Below are 22,735 nucleotides of genomic sequence, written 5' to 3'. Positions count from 1 at the left end.
AGCTACCGAGCTGCTCCACCCCGCGTCGGTGAAACAACCGTAGCACGGTCGCGGGGTGGAACAGCAAATCAGTTCCCGCAGCTCAGCCGGTCAACCGGTGGTCGGCGGCGCCGACGAGGAACTGACCGAGTCGTTCTTCGACTCGGCCGCCAGCGCGGCGTCCAGCGCCTTCTGCAGCGCCTGCTGGGCCTGGCCGTACGCCACCCAGTCGCCGTTCTTCAGCGCGGCCTGACCGTCGGTGAACGCCTTCTGGGCGTCCGCCAGCGCCTTGGCCAGCGCCGGGTTGTCGCCCGGCTTGGGCGTCGCCGGCGGGGTCGGGGTGGTGGGCGTGGTGCTGCCGCTGCCCGGGTCGGCGGGGGCGGTCGGGGTGGTGGCCCCGGCGCCGGCCGAGCCGAGCACCTTCGCCAGCGCCTTGTCCAGGGTGTCCTCCAGCGCCACGTTGTGGTCGCCGTACACCGCCAGCACCTTCTTCAGCACCGGCACCTTCGCGCCGCGCGCCACCAGGTACACCGGCTCGACGTTGAGGATGCCGCCGCCGACCGGCAGGGTCAGCAGGTTGCCGTACACCAGGTCCGAGTCGTTGCCGCTGCGCAGCAGGGTCAGCTGGCGGGCGACGTCGGTGTCGGAGTTGAACTTCGCCTGGGTCAGCGCCGGACCGAGCGCGCCCGATTCGGCCGTCATCCGCAGGATCCGCAGCTTGCCGTAGTCCGGCCCCGGGTCGGCCTCCGCGGCCATGAACGCGGCCAGGTTCTTCCGGCCCGAGGGCACGAACGAGGTGGTCAGCGAGAAGTTGGCCTTCTTCGCGTCCGGCATCCGCAGCGTCAGGTAGTACGGCGGCTGCACCTCGTCGGCGTTGACGGTCGGGTCGACCGGCACCTCCCAGATGTCGGTGCCGTTGAAGAACGCCGTCGCGTCCGTCACGTGGTACATCCCGAGCAGGTCTCGCTGCACCTTGAACATGTCCTGCGGGTAGCGCAGGTGCGGCAGCAGCTCCGCCGGGATGTCCGCCTTCGGCTGGACGGTGCCCGGGAACGCCTTCATCCAGGTCTTCAGCACCGGGTCGGCGTCGTCCCACTGGTAGAGCGTCACCTCACCCGTGTACGCGTCGACCGTGGCCTTCACCGAGTTGCGGATGTAGTTGACCTCGTTGACGGCGCTCAGGGTGCGGCCGCGCTGGTCGGTCAGCGAGTCCTTGGTGGCGTCGCCGAGGACCGTCTTGGACGAGAACGGGAAGCCGTCCGAAGTGGTGTAGCCGTCCAGCACCCACACCAGACGGCCGTTCTCCACCACCGGGTACGGGTCGGCGTCGATCGACAGCCACGGCGCGACCTTCTCCACCCGCTCCTTCGGAGTGCGGTCGTAGAGGATCTTCGCGCCGTCCTTGATCGCCCCGGAGTAGAGGATCTGCGGCTCGGCGAACTTCACCGCGTACGCGGCCCGGGTCAGCGGGTTGTCCAGCGAGACGCCGCTGCCGCCGGTGTACTGGTACGTCCGGTCGGGGTCGGAGTCCCGGGTGTAGTCGATCTCGTCCATGCCGGGGCCGACGACCGAGTACGTGGTGGACTTCTCGCCGTAGTACACCCGCTCCTGGTAGTCGCCCAGCGACCCGGTGGTCGGCAGCGACTGCTGCGTGTAGACCGGGTTGCCGTTGGCGTCCACCTGGTTGCCCTTGGCGGCGACCACGCCGTACCCGTGGGTGTACTTGAAGTGGTCGTTGATGAAGTTGCGCTGCTGCACGCCCGTCAGGTCCAGCTCACGCACGCCCAGCACGGTGTCCTGGTCGCCGTACCGGTCCACGTCCAGCGTCTTCGGGAACGCGTAGTACTGGCGCAGCGCCTGGTTCTGCTGGAACGTCGGCGCCACCACGTTCGGGTCCAGCAGCCGGATGTCGGAGATGGTCTGCGCGTCCAGCTTCAGCTTCTCCGCGTCCGTGGAATCGGTCGGCGTGTACTGCTTCACCTCGGTGTCGGCGATGCCGTACGCCTGCCGCGTCGCGTCGATGTTCTTCTGGATGTACGCCGTTTCCTTGGCCTGCTCGTTCGGCTTGACCTGGAACTGCTGCACGATCGCCGGGTACAGCCCGCCGACCAGCACCGCCGACAGCGCCATCAGCCCGAAGCCGATCAGCGCCGGCGCCCAGGTCCGCCGCACCGGCGTCAGGAAGAACAGCACCGCGCAGATGATCGCCACGAAGAACAGGATCGTCTTGGCCGGCAGGAACGCGTTCGCGTCCACGTACCGCAGACCGGTCCAGCCCTCGACGCCCTTGTACGACTCGCTCTTCACCGCCAGCGCGTACCGGTCCAGCCAGTACGCCACCGCCTTCAGCAGCACGAACACGCCCAGCAGCACGGCCAGATGACCCTGCGCCCCGGCACTCGCGCGACGGCCCGGACCCTGCAGCCGAAGACCGCCGTACAGGTAGTGCACCGCCGTCGCCGCCAGCAGCGACACGATCACCGCGCTGAACGCGAAGCTCAGCAGGAACTGGTACCACGGCAGTTGGAACGCGTAGAACGAGACGTCCAGGTGGAACTGCGCGTCCTTCTGCCCGAACGAGGTGCCGTTGATCCACAGCATCCAGGTCCGCCACTGCGCGCCCGCGGCCGCGCCGGCCGCCAGGCCGACCAGCACCGACAGGCCGATCAGCAGCCACTTGCGGAACGGCGCCACGCCCATCCGGTAGCGGTCCAGGCTCTGCTGCTCCACCGACATCGCCGCCAACGGCGGCCGCAGCCGGTACGCCAGCCACAGGTTGGCCCCGACCACCAGCGCCATCAGCAGCCCGAACACCGCGAACAGGCCGACCTTCACGCCCAGTTGCGACGTGAACACCGAGCCGTACTTGACCGACTTGAACCACAGCCAGTCGGTCCACAGCCCGGCGAACAAGCCGAACAGCAGGAACAGCACCGCCAGCACGCCGACCGTCAGCAGCAGCACCTTCGTCCGGCGCGGCGGCGGCCCGACTCTCGCTCGGAAACCCGGATCGGAACGATCCGGCATCTGGAAGGTCAAGACGCCACCTCAGCTGTTGTTGTCGTTGGGGATGACAGTGCCGCGCCGTGGACGGGCGGACACCGGACTCCAATGCAACTTAAACAGTCTTTACCGGAGTTCCCGGACACTGCGTCGGAGTTGGAGACGGCCCCCCCGGACATGTGAGGATGGCCCCATGTCCGACTCCCCTGACCTGACCTCCGCCGCCGCCGGCATGCCCGCCGCCACCCCCCTCACCCGGGCCGCGCTGGAGATCGACGAGCACGCCGCCACCCTCGGCTGGGACAACCCCGCCCGCCTCTTCGCCCTGGTCGACAACGCCCAGATGCGCAAGGCCAATCCGCGGCTCGCCACCCAGCTCGGCCTGGACGAGAACCCGACCGGCCTCACCCCGGTCGAGCAGGAGGAGATCCCCGCGGGCACCGAACTCGACCGCTTCCTCGGCACCATCGCCTGGCCCGACGGCGTGGTCGGCTGCGCCCTGGTCGTCGAACGGCTCATGCTCCCGCCCGGCGCCGAATCCTCCCGCCCGAAGAACGCCACCGAGCAGGAGATCAACGACTGGGTGGCCACCCACCCCCAGCGCCAGGAAGTCCGCATCACCGCCGCCGTCCTGCGCGACGGCGCCCGCGAGGTCGCCCTGCGCCTGCGCGAGAAGGACATCGCCCGCGAGGTCCTCACCGGCCCTGACCTGGTCCCCAACCTCACCCAGGCCCTGCTCGCGACGTTCCAGTAAGGGCAGAGCGAGGGCGCGGGGAACGCACCCGACGGAAAGGTCGCGACGCAGGGCAATGACTTGCCGTCCGTCGCGACCTTTCCGGGACAGCCACTACTTGTTGCAGCTGGGCAGCGCCGCCTTGTCCCCACTCCGGATGGAGTCGAGCGCCTTGACCGCCCCCGCCAAATTGTCGACCTTCACCAGCGTGAGCCCGGACGGCGTCCCCTTCGTCGCCTCCGAGCAGTTGTCCGCCGGGGTGAAGAAGTACTCGGCGCCCTTGTCGCGGGCCGCGATCAGCTTCATCTGAATGCCACCGATCGGCCCGACCGCGCCGGTGTCGTCGATGGTGCCGGTGCCCGCCACGAACTTGCCGCCGGTGAGGTCGGTGGGGGTGAGCTTGTCGACGATGCCGAGGGCGAACATCAGGCCGGCGCTGGGGCCGCCGACGTCCTGCAGGCCGATGTCGATCTTGAACGGGTAGACGTGGTCGACGCCGGGCGTGATGCCGACGATGGCCCGCTCCTCGTCCGGCGCCTTGCCGGTGGTGATGGAAACCTGCTGCTGGTCCGCCGGATCCGGAGTCGTCGAGCCGGTCTTGGCGTGCGGGACGACGGTGAAGACGGTGGTCTCGCCGGGCTTGTGCTTCATCACCTGCTCGGCGACCTGGGTCCGGCTGGTGATCGCCGTCCCGTCCACCGCGACGATCTGGTCGCCGGCGTGCAGCTTGCCCTCCGAGGGGCCGCCGGAGGTCACCGAGGAGACGATGATCTGGGTGGTGACCGGGATGTCCAGCTGCTTCAGCGCGGCGGTCTTCGCGCTGTCCTCGGAGGAGGCGAACTCCTCCGCGTTCTGCTGCTGGGCCTCCTGGTCGGTCTGGCCCTTCGGGTACACGTTGTCGTGCGGCACCACCAGCACGTCGCCCCGCATCCAGCCGACGATCGCGGAGATCAGGCTGGGCTGGTAGTTCGCCCCGGTGACCTGGACCGTGGTCATGTTGAGGTGGCCGCTGGTCGGGTAGGTGTCGCGCCCGGTGATGGTGATCACCGGGGTGCCGGTCTTGTCCTGCACGCCGAGGGTGTTGTACGTCGGCCCCGGGCTCATCTCGGTGAACGGCACCTTCATCAGGACCGAGGCACAGAGCAGGCCTATCAGCAGCAGGGTGGCGGCGAGCATCGTCGCCGATCGGCGTGGCATGGCACGACAGTACGGGAAGTCCGGGTCGCGATGCACCGCTCCGCGGCCCGCCGTTGTGCTCCCACCAGCGCCTCCCGCGGCGCTACCTGCCGCCGGAACGTTCGCTGCCGGTGCTGCGCTCCATCGCGGCGCGGAAGCGTTCGTGTTCGGCGAGCGAGGACGGGTCGGTGATGGAACGCGGCGGTCGTGCCGCCCATCCCGCCCAGACGGAGGCCAGCAGTCCGGCCACTACAGGAATGATCAACCAGGCAAGCGCAGCCATCTTCGAACTCCCCACAGGCTCGTCATGCGTATCAGCAGATTAGCCGCCTACTGGGGGAACGGCGCGTGCGGTGTCCGAGTTACGGGACGGCGTGGCGTGCCCACCGTTCCGAGATACCCCCGAACGGGGAACGAGCGGGACGCGGAGCGGACACGGGCGGTCAGCAGGACCCCGCTCCGACCCATTCCTCCTCGCCGTCGGCGAAAACCTGGTGTTTCCAGATCGGCACCTCGTGCTTGAGGTCGTCGATCAGCCGACGCGAGGCCTCGAACGCCTCGCCGCGGTGCGGACAGGACACCGCGACGATCACCGCGACGTCGCCGATCTCCAGCCGTCCGGTACGGTGCACAGCCGCCAGCGCCCGGACCGGGAAGTCCGCGCAGACCTTCTCCGCGATCCGGCGCAGCTCCCGCTCGGCGGTCGGATGGGCGCTGTACTCCAGCGCCGTGACCGCCTTCCCGCCGTCGTGGTCGCGCACCGTGCCGACGAACAGCGTGGTGCCGCCCGCCGCGTCGTCACCGACCGCCGCGTGCACCTCGTCGAGGGAGAGCGGCGTCTCGCGGACGGCGAGCAGCCGGATCGGGTCGTGGTTCTCGGACATGCCCCTCATCATTCCGCATCCGACCCGGGCCCCGGCAGCAGGCTTCGGACCGCGCAACGGCCGTCCGCGGCGCGACAGACCCGACGGTCAGATCCGGCGGTGCTTGCGGGCCCGGCGGACCAGCGCCGCCGTACCGATCAGGGCCACCGTCGCACCGGCCGCCCCCAGGCTGGTGGCGGCCTCCTTGCCGCCCAGCCGGCGACCGGCAACCGCGTGCTTGCCGGACACCTGGGCGAGCAGCTCGGCCAGCACCTCCTCGTTGGTGTGCTTGGGCCGCCAGCCCGCCTCGTGCAGCCGGCTGCCGGAGACCACCCACGGGTACATGGTGTAGGCGAGATCACCGGCCGGGGCCGGGGTCAGGCCGAGGCGGTGCAGCCGGGCGGCGGTGCCCAGGGCCAGCGAGGCGGGCAGTTCCATCCGGCGGATCCCGGACAGCTCCTCCACGTCCTCCTGCTCCAGCCAGCCGTCGCAGCCGACCGTCACCTCGCCCTCGACCAGGCCGAGGGCGGCGTACTCCAGCGCCGAGGCCAGGTCGTCGAGGTGGCAGAACTGCCAGCACGGGCGGGAGCCGGCCACCACCAGCAGGCGCGGGGCCTCGAAGTGGCGGGTGAGCACGGTGTCGATGCCGGGGCCGACCACCACGGCCGGGCGCAGCACGGTGATCTGCAGCCCGGGGTGGGCGCGCGGGGCGCGGCGGGCGAGCCGTTCGATCTCCAGCAGGTCGCCGACCAGCGAGGCCTCCTCGGTGGCCCGCAGTTCGGAGTCCTCCGCGAGCGGGACTTCGTTGTCGGCCAGCGCCCCGTAGACCATCGCGGAGGTGCACAGCACCACCCGGTGCACGCCGGCCGCCGCGGCGGCGGTCAGCACGGTCTGTGCGCCGCGCACGTTGTAGGCGCTGCGGGTGCGCGGGTCGGACTCCATGCCGAGGTCCATCGCCAGGTGCACCACCACGTCCACGCCGGACAGCCGCTCGGCCACCGCCGGGTCGCGCACGTCGAGTACCCGCCAGTGCACGCCGGGTACTTCGCCGCGGCGGTCGTCCACCGCGAGCACCCGGCGGACGTGCGGGGAGGCCACCAGGCGCTGGGCGACGCGCTCGCCGAGCACGCCGGCGGCGCCCGTGACGGCCACGGTGAGCGGTTTGCCGCCGTAGGCTGGAGGCGGCGAACCGGCGTCGGCCGGCACGTCCTCGCCCTCGGTCAGCCCAGAGCGAACGTCCGAAGGCGGGGAACTCACCGGCCATCCTCCACGGTTAGCTTAAGTGCGTACGCACGAGTGTCACGCACTGTCCATCCTGCCCGAGGCTCGGCCCCAGCGGTGCACCCGGCGCGGTCGGCCGCGAGACCATTGGCCGCGAGACTATTGAAACTGCCCGGAGCCTCCGGGCAACAGAATTTCCCGCCACACCCGCGTGACGGCCGATCAGATCGAGGACCCCGTGAGCGACCTCCCCTTCGGATTCGGCGTTCCCCCCGAGGAGCCCGAGGACGGCAAGAACAAGGGCAAGAAGGACGGCGAGCAGGGCGACTCGACCCCGCAGCCGTTCGGCTTCGGCAACGGAAACCCCTTCGGGGCGCTGTTCGGCATGGGCGGCGCCGGCGGGGCGGGCGGCGACAACCCGTTCGCCGCGATGATGGGCGGCTTCAACCCCAACGACCTGGGCGCGGCGTTCCAGCAGCTCGGGCAGATGCTCTCGTTCGAGGGCGGCCCGGTGAACTGGGAGCTGGCCAAGAACATCGCCCGGCAGACCGTGGTCGCCGAGCAGCCCGAGGGGAAGACCAAGGACCGCTCGGTGGGCGCCGCCGAGCGCACCGCCGTCGTCGAGTCGGTCCGGCTGGCCGACCTGTGGCTGGACTCGGCGACCGAGTTCCCGTCCACCTCCTCGACGGCCGTGGCATGGAGCCGCGCCGAGTGGATCGAGGCCACCCTGCCGGTGTGGAAGGACCTGGTCGACCCGGTCGCCGAGCGGGTCGGCAACGCCATGGGCGGCGTGCTGCCCGAGGAGATGCAGGCCGTGGCCGGGCCGCTGATGGGCATGATGCGCTCCATGGGCGGCGCCATGTTCGGCACCCAGATCGGGCAGGCGCTCGGCGCGCTGGCCGCCGAGGTGCTCGGCTCCACCGACGTCGGCCTGCCGCTCGCCCCCGCCGGAAAGGCCGCGCTGCTGCCGCAGAACATCGCCGAGTTCGGTGACGGCCTGAACGTGCCCGCCGAGGAGGTCCGGCTCTACCTGGCCCTGCGCGAGGCCGCCCACCAGCGGCTCTTCGCCCACGTGCCGTGGCTGCGGGCGCACCTGTTCGGCGCCGTCGAGGCGTACGCGCGCGGCATCAAGGTCGACACCTCGCGGATGGAGGAGCTGGTCGGCCAGCTCGACCCGAGCAACCCCGAGGCCCTGCAGGACGCGCTGGCCGGCGGCCTGCTGCAGCCCGAGGACACCCCCGAGCAGAAGGCCGCGCTGGCCCGGCTGGAGACCGCGCTCGCCCTGGTCGAGGGCTGGGTCGACGCCGTCGTGCACGCCGCCGCCACCCCCCACCTGCCGCACGCCGCCGCCCTGCGCGAGACGCTCCGCCGTCGCCGCGCCACCGGCGGCCCCGCCGAGCAGACCTTCGCCACCCTGGTCGGCCTGGAGCTCCGCCCGCGCCGCCTGCGCGACGCCTCCCGCCTGTGGGCCTCGCTCGCCGACGCCCGAGGCGTCGAGGGCCGGGACGCGCTCTGGAGCCACCCCGACATGCTGCCCACCGCTGCCGACCTGGACGACCCGGACGGCTTCGTGCACCGCGACACCACCGCCGAGACCGAGGGCGGCTTCGACTTCGACGCGCTGAACAAGCTGCTCGGCGAGGCCGCGGGCGGCGGCTCCGGGAAGCCCGACCTGACCAAGGGCGACGCCTCCACCGAGGGCGATGCCTCCGCCGAGGGCGACGCCTCCACCGAGGGCGACTCCGACAAGCCCGCTTCGGGCAAGTCCTCCCCGGACAAGGACGACGACGGCACGGAGGGCGACACCAAGTGACGTCGCTGCACACCGATGCCGTCCGCGCGCTGACCGACTGGGCGCCTGACGAGGACGGCCAGCAGGAGCTGCGCCGCGACTACCTGGCGCACCTGGCGGCCCACCCCGACGGCCTGTGGCGGGCCTGCCTGCCCGGCCACATCACCGCCAGCGCGCTGGTGGTCGACCCGGCCGAGGGGCGGGTGCTGCTGACGCTGCACCCCAAGGTCGGCAGGTGGCTGCAGATGGGCGGCCACTGCGAGCCCGGGGACGAGACGCTGGCCGCGGCGGCGCTGCGCGAGGCCGTCGAGGAGTCCGGCATCGCCGAACTGGAGCTGCTCGCGGTCGGCGGCCGCACCGCGCCGGTGAAGCTGGACCGGCACCACGTGCACTGCCTGGGCAAGGACCGGCCGGAGAACATCCACCTGGACGTGCAGTACGTCGCCCTCGCCCCGGCCGGGGCGCGCGAGCTGATCAGCGAGGAGTCGCTGGACCTGCGCTGGTTCGGCTGGGAGCAGCTGCCGGCCGACACCGACCACTCGGTGCGCGACCTGGTGGCGCGGGCCCGGGCGCTGGTCTGAGGCCACTCGCGGCCACTCGCTTCCGAGGCCACTCGCTTTCGACCCCTGCGGGGCCCTGACGGGTCCGGCGGGGGTCGTCGCGCGTCCGGGGGTCGTCGCGCGTCCGGGAGACCGTCAGGTGTTCCGGGCGCCGGGGATGTGCGGCAGCCGGGCGGCGGAGGCGACGCCCTCCAGGTAGCCGCGAGCCCGCTCGGTGCGCGGGTAGGCGTCCAGCAGCGCCCAGAACCGGGGGCCGTGGTCGGGCACCAGCAGGTGGGCGAGCTCGTGCAGCAGCACGTAGTCCACCACGTACTCGGGCATGCCCTGGAGACGGTGGGAGAGCCGGATGGTGCGCTCGCTGGGGGTGCACGAGCCCCAGCGGGAGTTCTGGTTGGTCACCCAGCGGACCTGGTCGGGCTCGGCGCGGCCGCCCAGGTACAGCTCGGAGAGCTCGGTGGCCCGGGCCTGCAGGGCCTCGTCGCCGAGCACCCGGCGCTTCTCCTGCGCGGCCAGTTTGTCGAGCATCTGCGCCACCCAGCGCTGTTCCTCGGCGTGCGACATCCGGGCCGGGATCAGCACCACGGTGCGGTCGCCCTCGCGATAGGCGGAGACGGTGCGGCTGCGGCGGGCGCTGCGGCGCACCTCGACCTTGCTGCGGTCGATGCCCCGCTCGGGGCCGCGGGCCCGGTCGGCCTCGGTGCTGACATGCGCACCGGGCGCCGCGGCCGTGGACCCGGAGGCCGCCCGGGCACGCCTACGCGACGCCGACCGATGGGAGTCGCGTTCGGCTGCCATGGCATGGACGTTACCCCGTCCTCGCGACAGAAGTCCGGCACCGGGACGGCGCGGCCCCGGGGACCACCCGGGCGCGTTGTCCACAGGCTGTGCACGGTGATGACCGGATTGTCAGTACGGGCCTGTGGACAACGCGCTTTCGTGTACGGAAGGTCGCGGGCATGCTGCGGTCACCAGTTGATCCGACGCCTCGACCGGGACGCCGGAGACCGACGCTTGGAGGACCGACATGCGCCCCGTGATCAAGCCCGCCCTGTCCCGGCTCTGGCGGGAGAAGCAGACCCTGCAGTTCGGCACCGTCCGGCGGCACGCCCGCCTGATCGAAGGCGTCGATCGCAAGCTCGCCATGTTCCTGGAACTGATCGACGGCACCCGGGACGGGCCCGCGCTGGTCGCCGCCGGGAAGCGGATCGGCCTGAGCTCCGAGTACTGCCAGGGCATGCTCGACTCGCTCGCCCGGAGTGAACTGCTGGACGACACCGAGGCCTTGGCCAACGTGCTGGAGCTGCACCCGCCGGCCCGCCGGGAGTTGCTGGGGCCCGACCTCGCCTCGCTCTCCCTGGTGCACCCCGCGCCCGAGGAGGCCGCCGCCGTGGTGCAGAGCCGCGCCGCGGCCCGGGTCGAGGTGCGCGGTGCGGGGCGGGTCGGCGCGGCCGTCGGCACCGCGCTGGCCGCCGGCGGCATCGGCGAGGTCGCCGTGCTCGACCGCGGCCGGGTCACCGTCCGGGACTGCGCACCCGGCGGCTTCCCGCCGGGAGACGTCGGGCGGCTGCGTGCCACCGCCGCCCGCGAGTTGGTGCACCGCGCCATCGGTGCCCCGGTCGGCGAGCGCTACAAGCGGCCGCCCGCCACACCCCCGCCGCCCACCCTGGTGGTGCTCGCCCCGCGAGACGGCTCCGCCGCGTACACCGGCGCCGCCGTCGACGCCCAGGAGTTGATGCGGGCCGGCATTCCGCACCTGTACACCGGGGTGCTCGAACACCTCGGCGTGGTCGGCCCATTGGTCGTCCCGGGGGCCTCCGCCTGCGGCAGCTGCGCCACCCTGGCCCGGCGGGACGAGGACGAGGCCTGGCCCCGGCTGCTCGCCCAGCTGATCGACGAAGGCCCCGGCCGCCCCCGCGCCCCGGCCTGCGACGGCGCGGTCGCCGCCTCCATCGCCGGGCTCGCCGCCCTGCACGTCCAGCTGTACCTGGACGGGGTGCTGCCACCGAGCGTGGACGGCTGGTGCGAACTGTCCGCGGCCGACGGCATGGTGCGGCGGCTGCGGCTGCGCAGTCACCCCGACTGCGGTTGCCTGTGGCAGTCCGTCACACCCGCCCAAGCGGGCACAATGGCATAGGACATGCCTTCGGGTCCGTCCGGCGAGACCCAGCCGATCCACCGCACGCCCTGCCCGGTGCACGCCTCCGGAGCGCGCGGCCCGGCGGGGAAGAGCGCCGGGCGGGCCCCGGGAGTCCACGCACCACCGCCGGCGGGGGGCCGCCGGTCGGTCCGGCTGATCTGGAGGTCCGGTGAGCGATCTACCGCGCAAGGCAGTGACCGGCACGGCGCGACCGGTCGCCCACCCGCGCCCGGCGGCGGCCCGGCGGCATGTGGCGACGGCTGGTTTGGCGACGGCGACAGCCGCTGTTGACCGCACGGTCCGAACGGAGACGGCCGATGTCTGAGATGCCGCGCAAGGCGGTCTCCCGTACGGCCCGGCTGGCGGCGCTGCCGCTGAGCTTCGCCGGCCGTGCCACGCTCGGCCTGGGCAAGCGGCTCGGCGGGCGTCCGGCGGAGGAGGTCGCGGCCGAGCTCCAGGCCCAGACCGCCGAGCAACTCTTCGCCACGCTCGGCAAGTTGAAGGGAGGTGCAATGAAGTTCGGGCAGGCCATGTCGGTCTTCGAATCGGCCCTCCCGGAGGACGTGGCGGGCCCCTACCGGGCCGCACTGACCAAGCTCCAGGACTCCGCCCCGGCCATGCCGACCCGCACCGTGCACTCGGTGCTGGCCGCCGACCTGGGCGACGACTGGGCCGCCAACTTCCGCTCCTTCTCCGATCAGCCGTCCGCCGCCGCCTCCATCGGCCAGGTGCACCGGGCCGTCTGGCAGGACGGGCGGGACGTCGCGGTCAAGATCCAGTACCCGGGCGCGGGCGACGCCCTGCTCAGCGACCTCGGCCAACTCGCCCGGCTGGCCCGGATGCTGGGCCCGCTGATCCCGGGCATGGACATCAAGCCGCTGATCGCCGAGCTGCGCGAGCGGGTCGCCGAGGAGCTCGACTACCAGTTGGAGGCCGAGTCGCAGCAGCTGCACGCCCAGGAGTTCGCCGACGACGCCGACATCCGGGTGCCCCGGGTGGTCGCCCAGTCCGGGCGGGTGCTGGTCACCGAGTGGCTGGACGGCAAGCCGCTGTCCCAGGTCATCTCCGACGGCACCCGGACCGAACGCGACCGGGCCGGGCAGCTGCTCGCCCGCTTCCTGTTCGCCGGCCCGGCCCGCACCGGCCTGCTGCACGCCGACCCTCACCCCGGCAATTTCCGGCTCGTCAAGACCGGCCGGGCCGCCTCCAGTTGGCAGCTCGGCGTGCTCGACTTCGGCACCGTTGACCGCCTCCCCGGCGGTCTGCCCCGCCCGATCGGCACCTCCCTGCGGCTCGCCCTGGCGGGCGACGCAGGCGCCGTCTACGACCTGCTCAAGCAGGAGGGCTTCGTCCGCCCGACCATCTCGCTCGATCCGGACGCGGTGCTCGACTACCTGCTGCCGATCATCGAACCCACCCGTGCCGAGCAGTTCACCTTCAGCCGCGAATGGATGCGCACCCAGGCCGCCCGGATCGCCGACCCGCGCTCCCCCGCCTACAACCTCGGCAAGCAGCTCAACCTCCCGCCCTCCTACCTGCTGATTCACCGCGTCACGCTCTCCACCATCGGTGTGCTCTGCCAGCTCGGCGCCACTGTCCGCCTGCACGAGGAACTCCTCCGCTGGCTGCCCGGCTTCGCCGAGCCCGAATAGACGCCCGCCGGACGGACGGAAGACGGCACGGGCATGCTGGTGGCGGACCACACCCGGTGGGAACAGCCGTTCCCGGTGCGGTTCCTGATCGTCGGCGAGCGCGACGACGAGGACGCGATCGGTGTGGACCTGCTGCTCGGCCGGTGCCCCGCCGTCGAGGGGCTGTTCGCCGACCCGCCGCCACCGCGCGAGGTCCTGGCGCTGCCCGGCTCGGCCGCCCGCGAGGTCTCGCGGCAGTGGCAGCCCGGGCCGCCGCAGCAGCCGGGCAGCCGGCGCGGGTTGAGCGTCGCCGCCAAGCAGGAGTGGCAGTCGCTGGCGCTGAATCGGCGCGATCCCGAGCCGGACCGCTCCGGCGGCGAGTACCACCTGGCGGGCGCGGGCGTCGAGGACGAGACCGGCCTGCACTGCGCCCTGGGCGAGGCGATCAACGGCCCGGGCGGCTACTACGGGCGGGAGTCGATGGGCTTCGCAGACTGCCTGGGCGGCGGCTTCGGCGCGGTCCCGCCGTTCACCCTGGTCCGGCACGACTTCGCCGCGATTTTCGCCGCGACGGAGCGGGAGTTGACGGGAGAGACCGACCTGCCCGCGGGGCGGAGCTGCCCGAAGTTCCTGGCCTGGGCGATGGAGTACCGCAAGGCGTGGGTGGTCCGCGCCTGACGGTCCGCCGGGGAGCGCCCGGCGGGCGGGAGCCGACGGCGGGTCAGGAGCGTTCGCTCGGCAGCGGCCCGGCGGCCGGCCAGGCGGTCCGGACGCGGGTGGCGAGGGTGGCGCAGAAGCGGCCGAAGACCGGGAGGGCGCTGTCCTCGCCGGCCAGGGCGGCGACGGCCCGGAGGCGGTGTGCCAGGCGGCGGCGGGCGGTGGCGTTGCCCCAGGTCCAGTCCGCGTGGTGCACGCGGGCGAGTTGGTCGGCGAGGCCGCGTTCGGCCTTGGGGACGAGGGCGTCGCCGCGCAGCAGCCAGCCGGCGCAGGCGTCGGCGAGCTCGGCGTCGGTGGCGGCCGCGGTGCCGGTGGCGGCCCGCCAGGCGGTGCGGTAGGCGGCCTCGGCCTCGGTGAGTACGTCGGCGGGCGGGGCGGTGGAGCACCAGCAGGTGGGGAAACCTATTCGCAGATAGGCGAATTCGGCCGCGCCCGGGCCGAGCGAGGACTGCTCGAAGTCGATGAACCGGACGCCCTCGGCGGTGTGCAGGTCATTGCCGGGGCAGGGATCGCCGTGCAGCAGCGCGTGCCGGACGGGGGTGGCGGAGAGCCGGGCGAGCAGTGCCTCGGCCTCGGCGCGGGCACCGGGCGGGGCTGGGACGTCGAGGGCGCGGGCCAGCGCGAGGAAGCAGCCGAGGTCGCGGCCGGTCGGTCCGGTCCAGGCGGGCAGCGCGGTGCCGGGAGCCGTCCCGGCCAGGTCGTCCAGGTCGGCGGGGGCGCTCGCGTGCAGCCCGGCCAGCGCGACGGCGTAGTCGATCTGCCAGCCGGGGCCGGGGGTGCGGTTCTCCAGGCGTTCCAGCACCACCATGCGCGCGTCGGGGTCGGTACCGAGCAGCGTGGGCACCACAGGGCGACCGGCGCGGCCGGCCCGCCGGGAGGCGAGGGACAGTGCGGCCGCCTCGCGGGCGTAGCGGTCGTCGGCGCCGGGCGAGTCGACCAGTTGCTTCACCACCACCGGGGCGCCGGACAGTTCGGCCCGCCAGACCCGGGAGCGCGGACTGCTGGCCAGGCGGCGGACCTTGCGCGGCGAACCGAGCTCGGCGCGCAGCCGCTCGCCGAGCGGAAGGGAGGACCACATGCGGCACATCCTCGCACGTTACGTTCGAGCGACGAACGACAGTACGACCCTGCGGAGTTGGACGGGGAAACGCCTGGACGCGCCGATGGCCGACTCCCGGGGGAGGAGTCGGCCATCGGCGTTCAGGGGTTGGTCACCGACGTGGGCACGGGCCCGGTCGGCGGGGGTGGAGCGTCCGTCACATCAGGGCGACGGCAAGGGCCTTGCGGGCGCGCAGGGAGGCCTGTTCGGCCTTGCGGCGCAGTCGCGTCGCGCGCATCACCCGCAGGCCGAGGCGTTGCTCCTCGGCCTCGTGGAGGCGTTCCTGCATATGCGCACGCGCCAGGGATTCTTGGAGGAGATTCATCTCGAGGGTCCTGTTCTGGATCTGAAGTTCGGTGGTCTGCTCGGAGCGGACGGTCGGATCGATGCCGGCGGGGTTCATGTGGTGGTCCTGCTCGTGGTGCGTAGTCGGGAAGGGACGGGTCAGTTCGGAGTCGGCCTTGGCGGCCGCGAGGCGTACCGAGTCGCGCAGTGCGGTGTCCAGCGGGGGCTGCTCTCCCCTGCGGACGGCTGCGGCTTCGGTGCGGGAACGGGCTGCGGGGTTCACGCCATGACCTCGGTCTTGCGCGGACGGCCACGGGGACGCTTGCGGGCGACGACGACGCCCTGGACGAAGAGCTCGCCACCCCAGACGCCCCACGGCTCGCGGCGCTCGAGCGCGCCGGTCAGGCAGGAGGCCTTGACGGGGCAGGTGCCACACAGCGACTTGGCGTACTCGACGTCGGCGGGCGTCTCCGCGAAGAAGACCTCCGGGTCGAAGGCCCGGCACGGAATGGGAAGCCCGAGCGAGTCAGCCTCGTCGATGGCGGTGAGCTGCATGAGTGTTACCTCCGGGGGGTCGGCCTGGTCGGCCTTGATGGTCTTGTCGGGTACGGACGGGAGGGGCGGCGGTGTGATGACCGTGGACACTGTGGGCGTCTTCCTCGTCTTTTGATGGGTCCGGCCGGGCTCGTTGTTCGAGTTCGGCCGGAGGCCCGCGTGGGGCCTGGGTGGGTCGTGCGTACCGGACAAAACAGAAGGGCCGCGGAACCCGGTTGCTGGGTTTCCGCGGCCCTGGAGGCACCGCCCTGACGGGTTGCGTCAGGGTCGTTCGCTCCAGGGTCCAGGCCCGCGGAAAGCCTGCTTCCGGACGGCTCCGGCGCCGCGAACGGCGGCCGTGGCCAGAATGCTCTGCTGCTTCTGCTGCTTGACTCCGGCACCGACGACGGCCGCATAGCGACCATGGGCCGCTTCTGCCGCTACTGCCTTCGGTGCCTTGGTCGGTCGCTCATCGGACAGCGTGATGCCGTCGACAAACACGGACCGGTCACGGGACGGACCCGCCTCGACACTGGTGCCCTCAGCATTGCCACGACCACTGACAAGGCAGTGCTCGGCAATCAGCAGGACTCCGGCGTTGCCGCCGGCCACGTCGAGACCCAGACCCGGCACGAGGACGCGCGCGGGCATGGCGAGGGTGGACATCGGGTCAATCATTTTGGTGATCGTCTTCGTCGACACTGAACTCGCCTCCTCTCGGCGTCTCGCGGTGCCCAGTCCCCCGGGCTCCGATATCTGGTTGATGGTCAGCGCACGCAGAAACAAGCCCTCTGCGAGCGTTGCGGTCTCGTCCCCTTGACCGCTCCGGCAGGCTATTGCGCCGTACGCGCGGCGCGCAAACTATTTTTCCGGCGAGTTTTCCGGTGAGTTCTCGGCCTGCTCGGCGGCCTCGTCCCCGGGTGAGTCCTGCACCTGCTCCCCGTCGGGCTCCCCCACGAGCTCCGGACTCTCCCCCGCACACAACAACAGCACGTCGGAACCGTACTTGTCCAGCTTCATGGCCCCCACCCCGGAGATCCGGGAGAGCTCCGCGAGGCTGCCCGGCACGTTCTCCGCGATGGCCATCAGGGTGGCGTCGGTGAACACCACGTAGGCCGGGACGCTCTGCTCCTTGGCGCGGGCCGAACGCCACTCGCGCAGCCGCTCGAACAGCGCCTCGTCCATGTTGGACGGGCAGTCCTCGCAGCGGCCGAGCTTGCGCTCGACGGCCTCGGTCAGGGTGCGGTCGCAGACCCGGCACTTGACGGGGCCGCGCACCCGGCGCGCGGCCGGGCGCTCCGCGCCGGGCTCGATGCCCCCGCGCCCGCCGCGGGTGCGCGGGCCGGAGCTGGAGGAGCCGGGGCGCAGGCCGTCCAGGAAGCGGGTGGGCTTGCGGGAGGCGCGGCCGCCCGGCGAGCGGGACAGCGACCAGGAGAGGGTGAGGAAGCGGCGGGCCCGGGTGACGCCGACGTACAGCAGGCGGCGCTCCTCCTCGACCTGCTCGTCGGTCTTGGCGTAGATGATCGGCAGCGTGCCCTCGGTGAGGCCGACCAGGAACACGGCGTCCCACTCCAGGCCCTTGGCGGCGTGCAGCGAGGCCAGCGTGACGCCCTCGACGGCGGGGGCGTGCTGGGCGGCGGCCCGGGCGTCGAGTTCGGCGACGTAGGCCGAGAGGTCGGCGCGCTCGCCGGCGGCAGTGCGGGCGGTCTCGAACTCCTCGGCGAGGCGGACCAGCGCGTTCAGCGACTCCCAGCGCTCGCGGACGGCGCCGGAGCCGGCCGGGGCGGTGGCGGAGAAGCCGCGGGTGGCGAGCACCGCGCGGACCTGGGCGGCGAGGTCGGGCGCGCCGGCGGTCAGCGGGTCGTCGGCGGCCCGGGCGGCGCCCTTGAGCAGCACCCCGGCCTCCCGGACCTCGGGCCGCTCGAAGAACCGCTCGGCGCCCTTGAGCTGGTAGGAGATGCCGAGGTCGGCGAGCGCCTGCTCGTACACCTCGGACTGGCTGTTGGTGCGGAACAGCACGGCGATCTCGCTGGCCCGCACGCCGGTGCCGAGCAGGTCGCGGATCAGCCGGGCGGTGGACTCGGCCTCGGTGGGCTCGTCCTGGTACTCGCGGTAGACCGGCTCGGGACCGGCCTCGCGCTGGGAGATCAGCTCCAGGCGGTGCTGGGCGGCCTGGCCGCGGGCCTGGGCGAGCAGGCCGTTGGCCAGGTGCACCACCTGCGGGGTGGAGCGGTAGTCGCGCACCAGCTTGACCACCGTCGCCTCGGGGTGGCGCTGACGGAAGTTCAGCAGGTAGTCGGGGGTGGCGCCGGTGAAGGAGTAGATGGTCTGGCTGGCGTCGCCGACCACGCAGAGGCTGGCGCCGCCGTCGCCGCCCGTCCACTGCTCCAGCAGGCGCTGCTGGAGCGGGGAGACGTCCTGGTACTCGTCGACGGTGAAGTGCCGGTACTGGGCGCGGACCCGGTCGGCGATCTCCGGGCGGTCCTCCAGGATGGCGGCGGTGAGGAGCAGCACGTCCTCGAAGTCGATCAGGCCGCGGTCGCGCTTGGTCTGCTCATAAGCGGCGTAGACCCGGGCGATCTCGGCCGGGTCGCGCGGGGCCTCGCGGGCGGACTTGGCGACGGCGGTCGGGTAGTCGTCGGGGACGACCTGGGTGACCTTGGCCCATTCGACCTCGGCGGTCAGGTCGCGCAGTTCGGTGCGCTGGACGCGCAGGCCGCTGCGGCCGGCCGCCTCGGCGACCAGCTGGACCTTGCGCTCCAGCAGCCGGGGGACGTCTCCGCCGATGGCGCGCGGCCAGAAGTACTGGAGCTGGCGCAGCGCGGCGGAGTGGAAGGTGCGGGCCTGGACGCCCTCGGCGCCGAGCTGGCGCAGCCGGCCGCGCATCTCGCCGGCGGCGCGGGCGGTGAAGGTGACGGCGAGGACCTGGGCCGGCTGGTAGACGCCGCTGCGCACGCCGTAGGCGATCCGGTGGGTGATGGCCCGGGTCTTGCCGGTGCCGGCGCCGGCCAGCACGCAGACCGGGCCGTGCAGGGCGGTGGCCACGGCGCGCTGTTCGGGGTCGAGTCCGGCCAGCACGGCGTCCGCTCCGAGGGGGGCGAAGCCGCCGGGGCGGTGCTGCTGGCTGGGGCCGCCGAGGCCGGGGAGGTCATCCTGCATGCCTTCCATCCTCGCAGGCGCGCCGGACAGTCCGGACGGTGTTGTCCACAGGCCCGCTCGGATGATCGGATCGTGCCACTGTTACCCGTCCTGGAATGGGGGCGGCCCGCCGGACGTTTGCTCCGTGGGCTGCACGCCCCGTTACGTCGACCGAAGGAGTCCCTCACCATGTCCGGCACCGTCACGATGTACAGCACGACCTGGTGCGGCTACTGCAACCGCCTCAAGAGCCAGCTGGACCGCGAGGGCATCGCCTACACCGAGGTCAACATCGAGCAGGACCCGGCCTCGGCGTCCTACGTGGAGTCGGTGAACGACGGCAACCAGACGGTCCCGACGGTCGTGGTGGTCGGCGCCTCCGGCGAGCAGAGCGTGATGACCAACCCGAGCCTGCGCCAGGTCCAGGCCGCGCTGGTCTGACCACTGGGCGCCCGGGCCCCGGTCAGCCGGCCGGGGCCGGGTCGCCGAGTTCGTAGAGCAGCCGGGCCCGGTCGGCTGCGTAGCGGGTCTCCACCACCCGGATCGGGCCGCGCCGGTCGCGGGTGACGCGGGTGTTGACCAGCAGTGGCACGCCGGGTCCGAGCCCGAACCAGGCGGCCTCGGCGGGGTCGGGCATCCGCGCGGTGAGGTGGTCGGTGGCGGCGGTCTCGGTGCGGCCGAGGTCGGCCAGTGTCCGTTCGTCGCCGCCGGGGGCGGGCAGGTCCTCCATCAGCGGGGTGCCGGCGGCCAGTCCGGGCCGGTAGTGGCTGTCCTCGATGGCGTAGGGCTCCTGGGCGACGCGGCAGAGCTGGCGGCGCATCATGACGCTGTCGTCGGGCTGGAGTCCGAGCCAGTCGGCGATGTCGCGGCGGGCCCGGACGGCCCACACCTCGTACTCGAAGCTGAGGTCCAGTCCGGCTGCCCGGGCTTCGGCGGCGTACGTCTCGCCGCCGGCCGGCAGGGCGCCGCGGCGGTGCGGCCGGGGGTAGACCCGGTGGTCGTGCCGGGCCCGGCGGCGCAGGAAGGTGCCCTTGCCCTGGACGCGCACCAGCCGGCCCTCGTTGACCAGGACGTCGACGGCGAGGCGGACGGTGTTGCGGGCCACCCGGTACTGCTCCTCCAGTTCGCTCTCGACGGGGAGCCGGCCGTCGTCCTCCCATTCGCCGGAGTCGATGCGGCGGCGCAGGTCGGCGGCGATGCGCTGGTACTTGGGCGGGGTCGCGGCGGCGCGGGGGATCGTCACGCGAGCGAATGTAGTCAGGCCTTTTGTGGCATTTCAGCCGAACCGGGCAGCCATGGTCGCGGGTCTGTTCGGGAAACCCTGGCGATTCCGCCCCTGGGGATTCGAACATTTCCGCTCGGCGGAGCGGGACCCGGCCGGTCCCCCGGGTCGGTCGGATGCACCGCAGGGGCGCGCGGAGTGCTCCGCACGCCCCTGCAGGTACCGCTTTTCGCTCACCAGCGGGCGGCCGCCGGAAGCGGTTCGCCGTACCAGAGTTCGACCAGGTGCCGGGCGATCGAGATGCCGGACGGCGGCAGGATCTCGCCGGCCGCCATGCCCGCCCGCAGTTCCTCCCGGGTGAACCAGCGGGCCTCGGACAGCTCCTCGCCGTCCACGGTGATCCCGGTGCCGTCGGGGTGCGCCCGGCCGAGGAAGCCGAGCATCAGGCTGGACGGGAACGGCCAGGGCTGGCTGGCCACGTACTCGACCTCCGCGACCCGGACGCCCGCCTCCTCCAGCACCTCGCGGCCGACCGTCTGCTCGATCGACTCGCCGGGCTCGACGAACCCGGCCAGCGTCGACCAGCGGCCCTCCGGCCAGAGCGCCTGCCGGCCCAGCAGGCAGCGGTCCTCGCCGTCGGTGATCAGCATGATCACCGCCGGGTCGGTGCGCGGGTAGTGCTCGGCCGCGCAGGAGGTGCAGCGGCGCAGGTGTCCGGCGCCGGCCTTCTCGGTGCGGTGGCCGCACCGGGAGCAGAAGGTGTGCAGCCGGTGCCAGTGCTCCAGGGCGACGGCGTGCACCAGCAGCCCGGAGTCCCGGTCGGAGAGCGAGCCGCCGACCTCGCGCAGCCCGGCCGGGCGGGCGTCGCCGTCCAGTCGGCCGGGCAGCGACTCGCAGTCCAGCGCGAAGTAGTGGACGCCGTCGTCGTCGGTGCCCAGGAAGTAGCGGGAGCCGTTCTGCGGGGCCTCGAAGGAGGGCAGCAGCACCAGTTCGGTGCGGCTGCCGGTGTCCACCACGAACGCCTCGCCGCCGGCGATCGGCAGCACCTTGGTGGTGGGGTGGCTCCAGGCCGCGGCCAGCCACGGCTCGTCGAGTCGGCGGTGCGCCGACCGGTCCACCCCGGCGCGGGTCAGCGCGAGGTGCTTGGTGTCAGGGGCGCTGCTCAACTCGTCCATCCCCGTTCGCTTCGGTACGGCAGGTACGGCGCCTTCGCCGCTTCGGGACGCGCACTCACGGCCGGAAGTTCTCCGCGAGGTCGCCCCACAGGTACGCGGAGGTCTCGACGCCCTTGCGGAGCAGGTCGAGTTCCACCTTCTCGTTGATCGAGTGCCAGCCGTCCGAGGGCACCGAGATGCCGAGGAACAGCACCGGCGCGCCCAGCACGTCCTGCAGGTCGGCGGCCGGGCCGGAACCGCCCTCACGGGTGAACAGGATCTTCTGCTCGAAGGCCCGGCCCATCGCCCGGACGGTGGACTGCAGGGCGGGGTGGTCCAGCGGCGTCAGGCACGGGCGGGTGGCGCCCGGGAAGACGATCTCGTACCGGATGCCCGCCGGGACCTGCGCGGAAACCCAGGCGGCGACGGCCTCCCGGACCTTCTCCACCTCCATGCCGGCCACCAGCCGGAAGGACAGCTTGAGGTGCGCCTCGGCCGGGACGATGGTCTTGCCGCCGGGGCCGGTGTAGCCGCCCCAGATGCCGTTGACCTCGGCGGTCGGACGGGCCCAGACCCGCTCCAGGGTGGTGTAGCCGGCCTCGCCCTGGGTGCCGTACGACTTGGCGACCTTCAGCCACTGCGCCTCGTCGAAGGGCAGTTCGGCGAACAGCGCCCGCTCCTCGTCGGTGAGTTCGACGATGCCCTCGTAGAAACCGGGCACCGCGACCTTGCGGTCCGCGTCGTGCAGGCCGGCGGCGAGCGCGGCGGCCACGTCGGCCGGGTTGGGGACGGCGCCGCCGAACGAGCCGGAGTGGATGTCGCTGTCCGGGCCGTACAGGTCGATCTGGCAGTCCGCCAGGCCGCGCATGCCGGTGCACACGGTCGGGGTGGTCTCGGACCACATGCCGGTGTCGGAGATGATCACCACGTCGGAGGCGAGCCGGTCGGCCTCGCGGCGCACCAGGGCGGCGAAGTTCGGCGAGCCGGACTCCTCCTCGCCCTCGATCAGCAGCTTGAGGTTGACGGCGGGCGCGGTGCGGCCGGTGGCGGCGAGGTGGGCGCGCACGCCGAGGGTGTGGAAGAAGACCTGGCCCTTGTCGTCGGCGGCGCCGCGCGCGTACAGCCGGCGGCCGACCACGGTGGGTGTGAACGGCTCGGTGTCCCAGCCGTCCTCCTTGGCGGCGGGCTGCACGTCGTGGTGGCCGTAGACCAGCACGGTCGGCGCGCCCTCGTCGCCGGACGGCCACTCGGCGAACACCGCGGGCAGCCCGTCCGTCTCCCACACCTCGGCGACCGGGAAGCCGGTCGCGCGCAGCTTGTCGGCCAGCCACTCGGCGGAGCGGCGGACCTCTCCGGCCCGGCCGGGGTCGGCCGAGACGGAGGGGATGCGCAGCCAGTCGGCGAGGTCGGCCAGGAAGGTGTCCTCGTGCTGGTCGATGAAGGAGCGGACGGCGCTGTCCGGGGTTTTCGTCATGCGGACGACTTTAGTTC

At 72.7% G+C, this 22,735-nt stretch carries 21 protein-coding genes and 1 tRNA gene (1 of these 22 cut by a window edge); 7 read left to right on the top strand and 15 right to left on the bottom strand.

Features of this window, described 5'->3' with window-relative positions:
- Positions 1 to 25, bottom strand: a tRNA-Met gene (locus ACIHEI_RS02785); it reaches 149 nt to the left of the window's first position.
- A gap of 65 nt (positions 26 to 90) precedes the next feature.
- A complete protein-coding gene (locus tag ACIHEI_RS02780; RefSeq protein ID WP_396605490.1) occupies positions 91 to 3,006 on the bottom strand; it encodes a UPF0182 family protein in 2,916 nt (971 codons plus the stop codon).
- Positions 3,007 to 3,175: 169 nt separating this feature from the next.
- Between ACIHEI_RS02780 and ACIHEI_RS02775 the strand changes: the two genes are divergently transcribed.
- Positions 3,176 to 3,736, top strand: a complete 561-nt coding sequence (locus ACIHEI_RS02775; protein WP_387865564.1) for a PPA1309 family protein — start codon at positions 3,176 to 3,178, stop codon at positions 3,734 to 3,736.
- 93 nt (positions 3,737 to 3,829) lie between these two features.
- Here the strand turns inward: ACIHEI_RS02775 and ACIHEI_RS02770 are convergent, their stop codons facing one another.
- The 4 genes from ACIHEI_RS02770 to ACIHEI_RS02755 form a co-directional block, all read right to left on the bottom strand.
- Positions 3,830 to 4,912, bottom strand: coding sequence for a PDZ domain-containing protein (locus tag ACIHEI_RS02770; RefSeq protein WP_396605360.1), 1,083 nt, complete (start codon positions 4,910 to 4,912; stop codon positions 3,830 to 3,832).
- An 82-nt stretch (positions 4,913 to 4,994) separates the two neighbouring features.
- Positions 4,995 to 5,174, bottom strand: coding sequence for a hypothetical protein (locus ACIHEI_RS02765; RefSeq protein WP_392954028.1), 180 nt, complete (start codon positions 5,172 to 5,174; stop codon positions 4,995 to 4,997).
- A gap of 160 nt (positions 5,175 to 5,334) precedes the next feature.
- Entirely contained in the window at positions 5,335 to 5,775 is a 441-nt protein-coding gene (locus tag ACIHEI_RS02760; protein ID WP_387637510.1) for a molybdenum cofactor biosynthesis protein MoaE, read from the bottom strand.
- Between the two features lie 87 nt (positions 5,776 to 5,862).
- Complete coding sequence (locus ACIHEI_RS02755; protein WP_387637512.1) at positions 5,863 to 7,011, bottom strand: NAD-dependent epimerase/dehydratase family protein; 1,149 nt, start codon at positions 7,009 to 7,011, stop codon at positions 5,863 to 5,865.
- Positions 7,012 to 7,213: 202 nt separating this feature from the next.
- On the opposite strand from ACIHEI_RS02755, the gene ACIHEI_RS02750 reads away from it, so the two are divergent.
- Both ACIHEI_RS02750 and ACIHEI_RS02745 read left to right on the top strand, forming a co-directional pair.
- A complete protein-coding gene (locus ACIHEI_RS02750) occupies positions 7,214 to 8,788 on the top strand; it encodes a zinc-dependent metalloprotease (protein WP_396605359.1) in 1,575 nt (524 codons plus the stop codon).
- Positions 8,785 to 9,348 carry an NUDIX hydrolase gene (locus tag ACIHEI_RS02745; RefSeq protein WP_387637516.1) on the top strand — a complete coding sequence of 188 codons (564 nt, stop codon included), beginning with the start codon at positions 8,785 to 8,787 and terminating at the stop codon, positions 9,346 to 9,348. The genes ACIHEI_RS02750 and ACIHEI_RS02745 overlap by 4 nt, the downstream gene beginning before the upstream one ends.
- A 114-nt stretch (positions 9,349 to 9,462) precedes the next feature.
- On the opposite strand, the gene ACIHEI_RS02740 is transcribed toward ACIHEI_RS02745, so the two are convergent.
- A complete protein-coding gene (locus ACIHEI_RS02740; protein ID WP_392954022.1) occupies positions 9,463 to 10,122 on the bottom strand; it encodes a M48 family metallopeptidase in 660 nt (219 codons plus the stop codon).
- A 229-nt stretch (positions 10,123 to 10,351) separates the two neighbouring features.
- Between ACIHEI_RS02740 and ACIHEI_RS02735 the strand changes: the two genes are divergently transcribed.
- The 3 genes from ACIHEI_RS02735 to ACIHEI_RS02725 all read left to right on the top strand — a co-directional run bounded on the left by ACIHEI_RS02735 (position 10,352) and on the right by ACIHEI_RS02725 (position 13,773).
- On the top strand, positions 10,352 to 11,461 hold the full coding sequence (locus ACIHEI_RS02735; protein WP_387637521.1) for a ThiF family adenylyltransferase: 1,110 nt from the start codon (positions 10,352 to 10,354) through the stop codon (positions 11,459 to 11,461).
- Between the two features lie 320 nt (positions 11,462 to 11,781).
- The gene (locus ACIHEI_RS02730) at positions 11,782 to 13,116 is read left to right on the top strand and encodes an ABC1 kinase family protein (RefSeq protein WP_392954017.1); all 1,335 of its coding nucleotides are present in this window, start codon (positions 11,782 to 11,784) and stop codon (positions 13,114 to 13,116) included.
- A 33-nt stretch (positions 13,117 to 13,149) separates the two neighbouring features.
- Positions 13,150 to 13,773 carry a hypothetical protein gene (locus tag ACIHEI_RS02725; RefSeq protein ID WP_396605358.1) on the top strand — a complete coding sequence of 208 codons (624 nt, stop codon included), beginning with the start codon at positions 13,150 to 13,152 and terminating at the stop codon, positions 13,771 to 13,773.
- 43 nt (positions 13,774 to 13,816) lie between these two features.
- On the opposite strand, the gene ACIHEI_RS02720 is transcribed toward ACIHEI_RS02725, so the two are convergent.
- The 5 genes from ACIHEI_RS02720 to ACIHEI_RS02700 all read right to left on the bottom strand — a co-directional run bounded on the left by ACIHEI_RS02720 (position 13,817) and on the right by ACIHEI_RS02700 (position 18,889).
- The gene (locus ACIHEI_RS02720; RefSeq protein ID WP_387865577.1) at positions 13,817 to 14,890 is read right to left on the bottom strand and encodes a phosphotransferase; all 1,074 of its coding nucleotides are present in this window, start codon (positions 14,888 to 14,890) and stop codon (positions 13,817 to 13,819) included.
- A gap of 178 nt (positions 14,891 to 15,068) precedes the next feature.
- On the bottom strand, positions 15,069 to 15,479 hold the full coding sequence (locus ACIHEI_RS02715; protein WP_387637530.1) for a hypothetical protein: 411 nt from the start codon (positions 15,477 to 15,479) through the stop codon (positions 15,069 to 15,071).
- Entirely contained in the window at positions 15,476 to 15,841 is a 366-nt protein-coding gene (locus ACIHEI_RS02710; RefSeq protein ID WP_387637533.1) for a WhiB family transcriptional regulator, read from the bottom strand. The genes ACIHEI_RS02715 and ACIHEI_RS02710 overlap by 4 nt, the downstream gene beginning before the upstream one ends.
- Before the next feature lie 171 nt (positions 15,842 to 16,012).
- Positions 16,013 to 16,432, bottom strand: coding sequence for a hypothetical protein (locus ACIHEI_RS02705; RefSeq protein ID WP_392954007.1), 420 nt, complete (start codon positions 16,430 to 16,432; stop codon positions 16,013 to 16,015).
- 159 nt (positions 16,433 to 16,591) lie between these two features.
- The gene (locus ACIHEI_RS02700) at positions 16,592 to 18,889 is read right to left on the bottom strand and encodes an ATP-dependent DNA helicase UvrD2 (RefSeq protein ID WP_392954004.1); all 2,298 of its coding nucleotides are present in this window, start codon (positions 18,887 to 18,889) and stop codon (positions 16,592 to 16,594) included.
- A gap of 168 nt (positions 18,890 to 19,057) precedes the next feature.
- Here ACIHEI_RS02700 and ACIHEI_RS02695 point away from each other — a divergent pair, with 168 nt between their 5' ends.
- A complete protein-coding gene (locus ACIHEI_RS02695) occupies positions 19,058 to 19,309 on the top strand; it encodes a mycoredoxin (RefSeq protein ID WP_387637542.1) in 252 nt (83 codons plus the stop codon).
- A 22-nt stretch (positions 19,310 to 19,331) separates the two neighbouring features.
- Here ACIHEI_RS02695 and ACIHEI_RS02690 read toward each other — a convergent pair whose 3' ends face one another.
- The 3 genes from ACIHEI_RS02690 to ACIHEI_RS02680 all read right to left on the bottom strand — a co-directional run bounded on the left by ACIHEI_RS02690 (position 19,332) and on the right by ACIHEI_RS02680 (position 22,718).
- Positions 19,332 to 20,111 (bottom strand): GntR family transcriptional regulator, encoded by a 780-nt coding sequence (locus ACIHEI_RS02690; RefSeq protein WP_387637544.1) that lies wholly within the window; start codon positions 20,109 to 20,111, stop codon positions 19,332 to 19,334.
- A gap of 212 nt (positions 20,112 to 20,323) precedes the next feature.
- Complete coding sequence (gene nudC / locus ACIHEI_RS02685; protein WP_392954000.1) at positions 20,324 to 21,265, bottom strand: NAD(+) diphosphatase; 942 nt, start codon at positions 21,263 to 21,265, stop codon at positions 20,324 to 20,326.
- Positions 21,266 to 21,320: 55 nt separating this feature from the next.
- A complete protein-coding gene (locus tag ACIHEI_RS02680) occupies positions 21,321 to 22,718 on the bottom strand; it encodes a dipeptidase (RefSeq protein WP_392953997.1) in 1,398 nt (465 codons plus the stop codon).
- Positions 22,719 to 22,735: the final 17 nt, after the last annotated feature.

The organism is Kitasatospora sp. NPDC051984 (assembly GCF_044593455.1).
GTDB lineage: Bacteria > Actinomycetota > Actinomycetes > Streptomycetales > Streptomycetaceae > Kitasatospora.
This window is presented reverse-complemented; position numbering and strand designations above follow the sequence as displayed.

Bases quoted from the DNA above. Each gene is read 5' to 3' on its own strand.
- ACIHEI_RS02780 (WP_396605490.1), bottom strand. From the start codon at position 3,006: ATGCCGGATCGTTCCGATCCGGGTTTCCGAGCGAGAGTCGGGCCGCCG.
- ACIHEI_RS02775 (WP_387865564.1), top strand. From the start codon at position 3,176: ATGTCCGACTCCCCTGACCTGACCTCCGCCGCCGCCGGCATGCCCGCC.
- ACIHEI_RS02770 (WP_396605360.1), bottom strand. From the start codon at position 4,912: ATGCCACGCCGATCGGCGACGATGCTCGCCGCCACCCTGCTGCTGATA.
- ACIHEI_RS02765 (WP_392954028.1), bottom strand. From the start codon at position 5,174: ATGGCTGCGCTTGCCTGGTTGATCATTCCTGTAGTGGCCGGACTGCTG.
- ACIHEI_RS02760 (WP_387637510.1), bottom strand. From the start codon at position 5,775: ATGTCCGAGAACCACGACCCGATCCGGCTGCTCGCCGTCCGCGAGACG.
- ACIHEI_RS02740 (WP_392954022.1), bottom strand. From the start codon at position 10,122: ATGGCAGCCGAACGCGACTCCCATCGGTCGGCGTCGCGTAGGCGTGCC.
- ACIHEI_RS02735 (WP_387637521.1), top strand. From the start codon at position 10,352: ATGCGCCCCGTGATCAAGCCCGCCCTGTCCCGGCTCTGGCGGGAGAAG.
- ACIHEI_RS02730 (WP_392954017.1), top strand. From the start codon at position 11,782: ATGTCTGAGATGCCGCGCAAGGCGGTCTCCCGTACGGCCCGGCTGGCG.
- ACIHEI_RS02725 (WP_396605358.1), top strand. From the start codon at position 13,150: ATGCTGGTGGCGGACCACACCCGGTGGGAACAGCCGTTCCCGGTGCGG.
- ACIHEI_RS02720 (WP_387865577.1), bottom strand. From the start codon at position 14,890: ATGTGGTCCTCCCTTCCGCTCGGCGAGCGGCTGCGCGCCGAGCTCGGT.
- ACIHEI_RS02700 (WP_392954004.1), bottom strand. From the start codon at position 18,889: ATGCAGGATGACCTCCCCGGCCTCGGCGGCCCCAGCCAGCAGCACCGC.
- ACIHEI_RS02695 (WP_387637542.1), top strand. From the start codon at position 19,058: ATGTCCGGCACCGTCACGATGTACAGCACGACCTGGTGCGGCTACTGC.
- nudC (WP_392954000.1), bottom strand. From the start codon at position 21,265: ATGGACGAGTTGAGCAGCGCCCCTGACACCAAGCACCTCGCGCTGACC.
- ACIHEI_RS02680 (WP_392953997.1), bottom strand. From the start codon at position 22,718: ATGACGAAAACCCCGGACAGCGCCGTCCGCTCCTTCATCGACCAGCAC.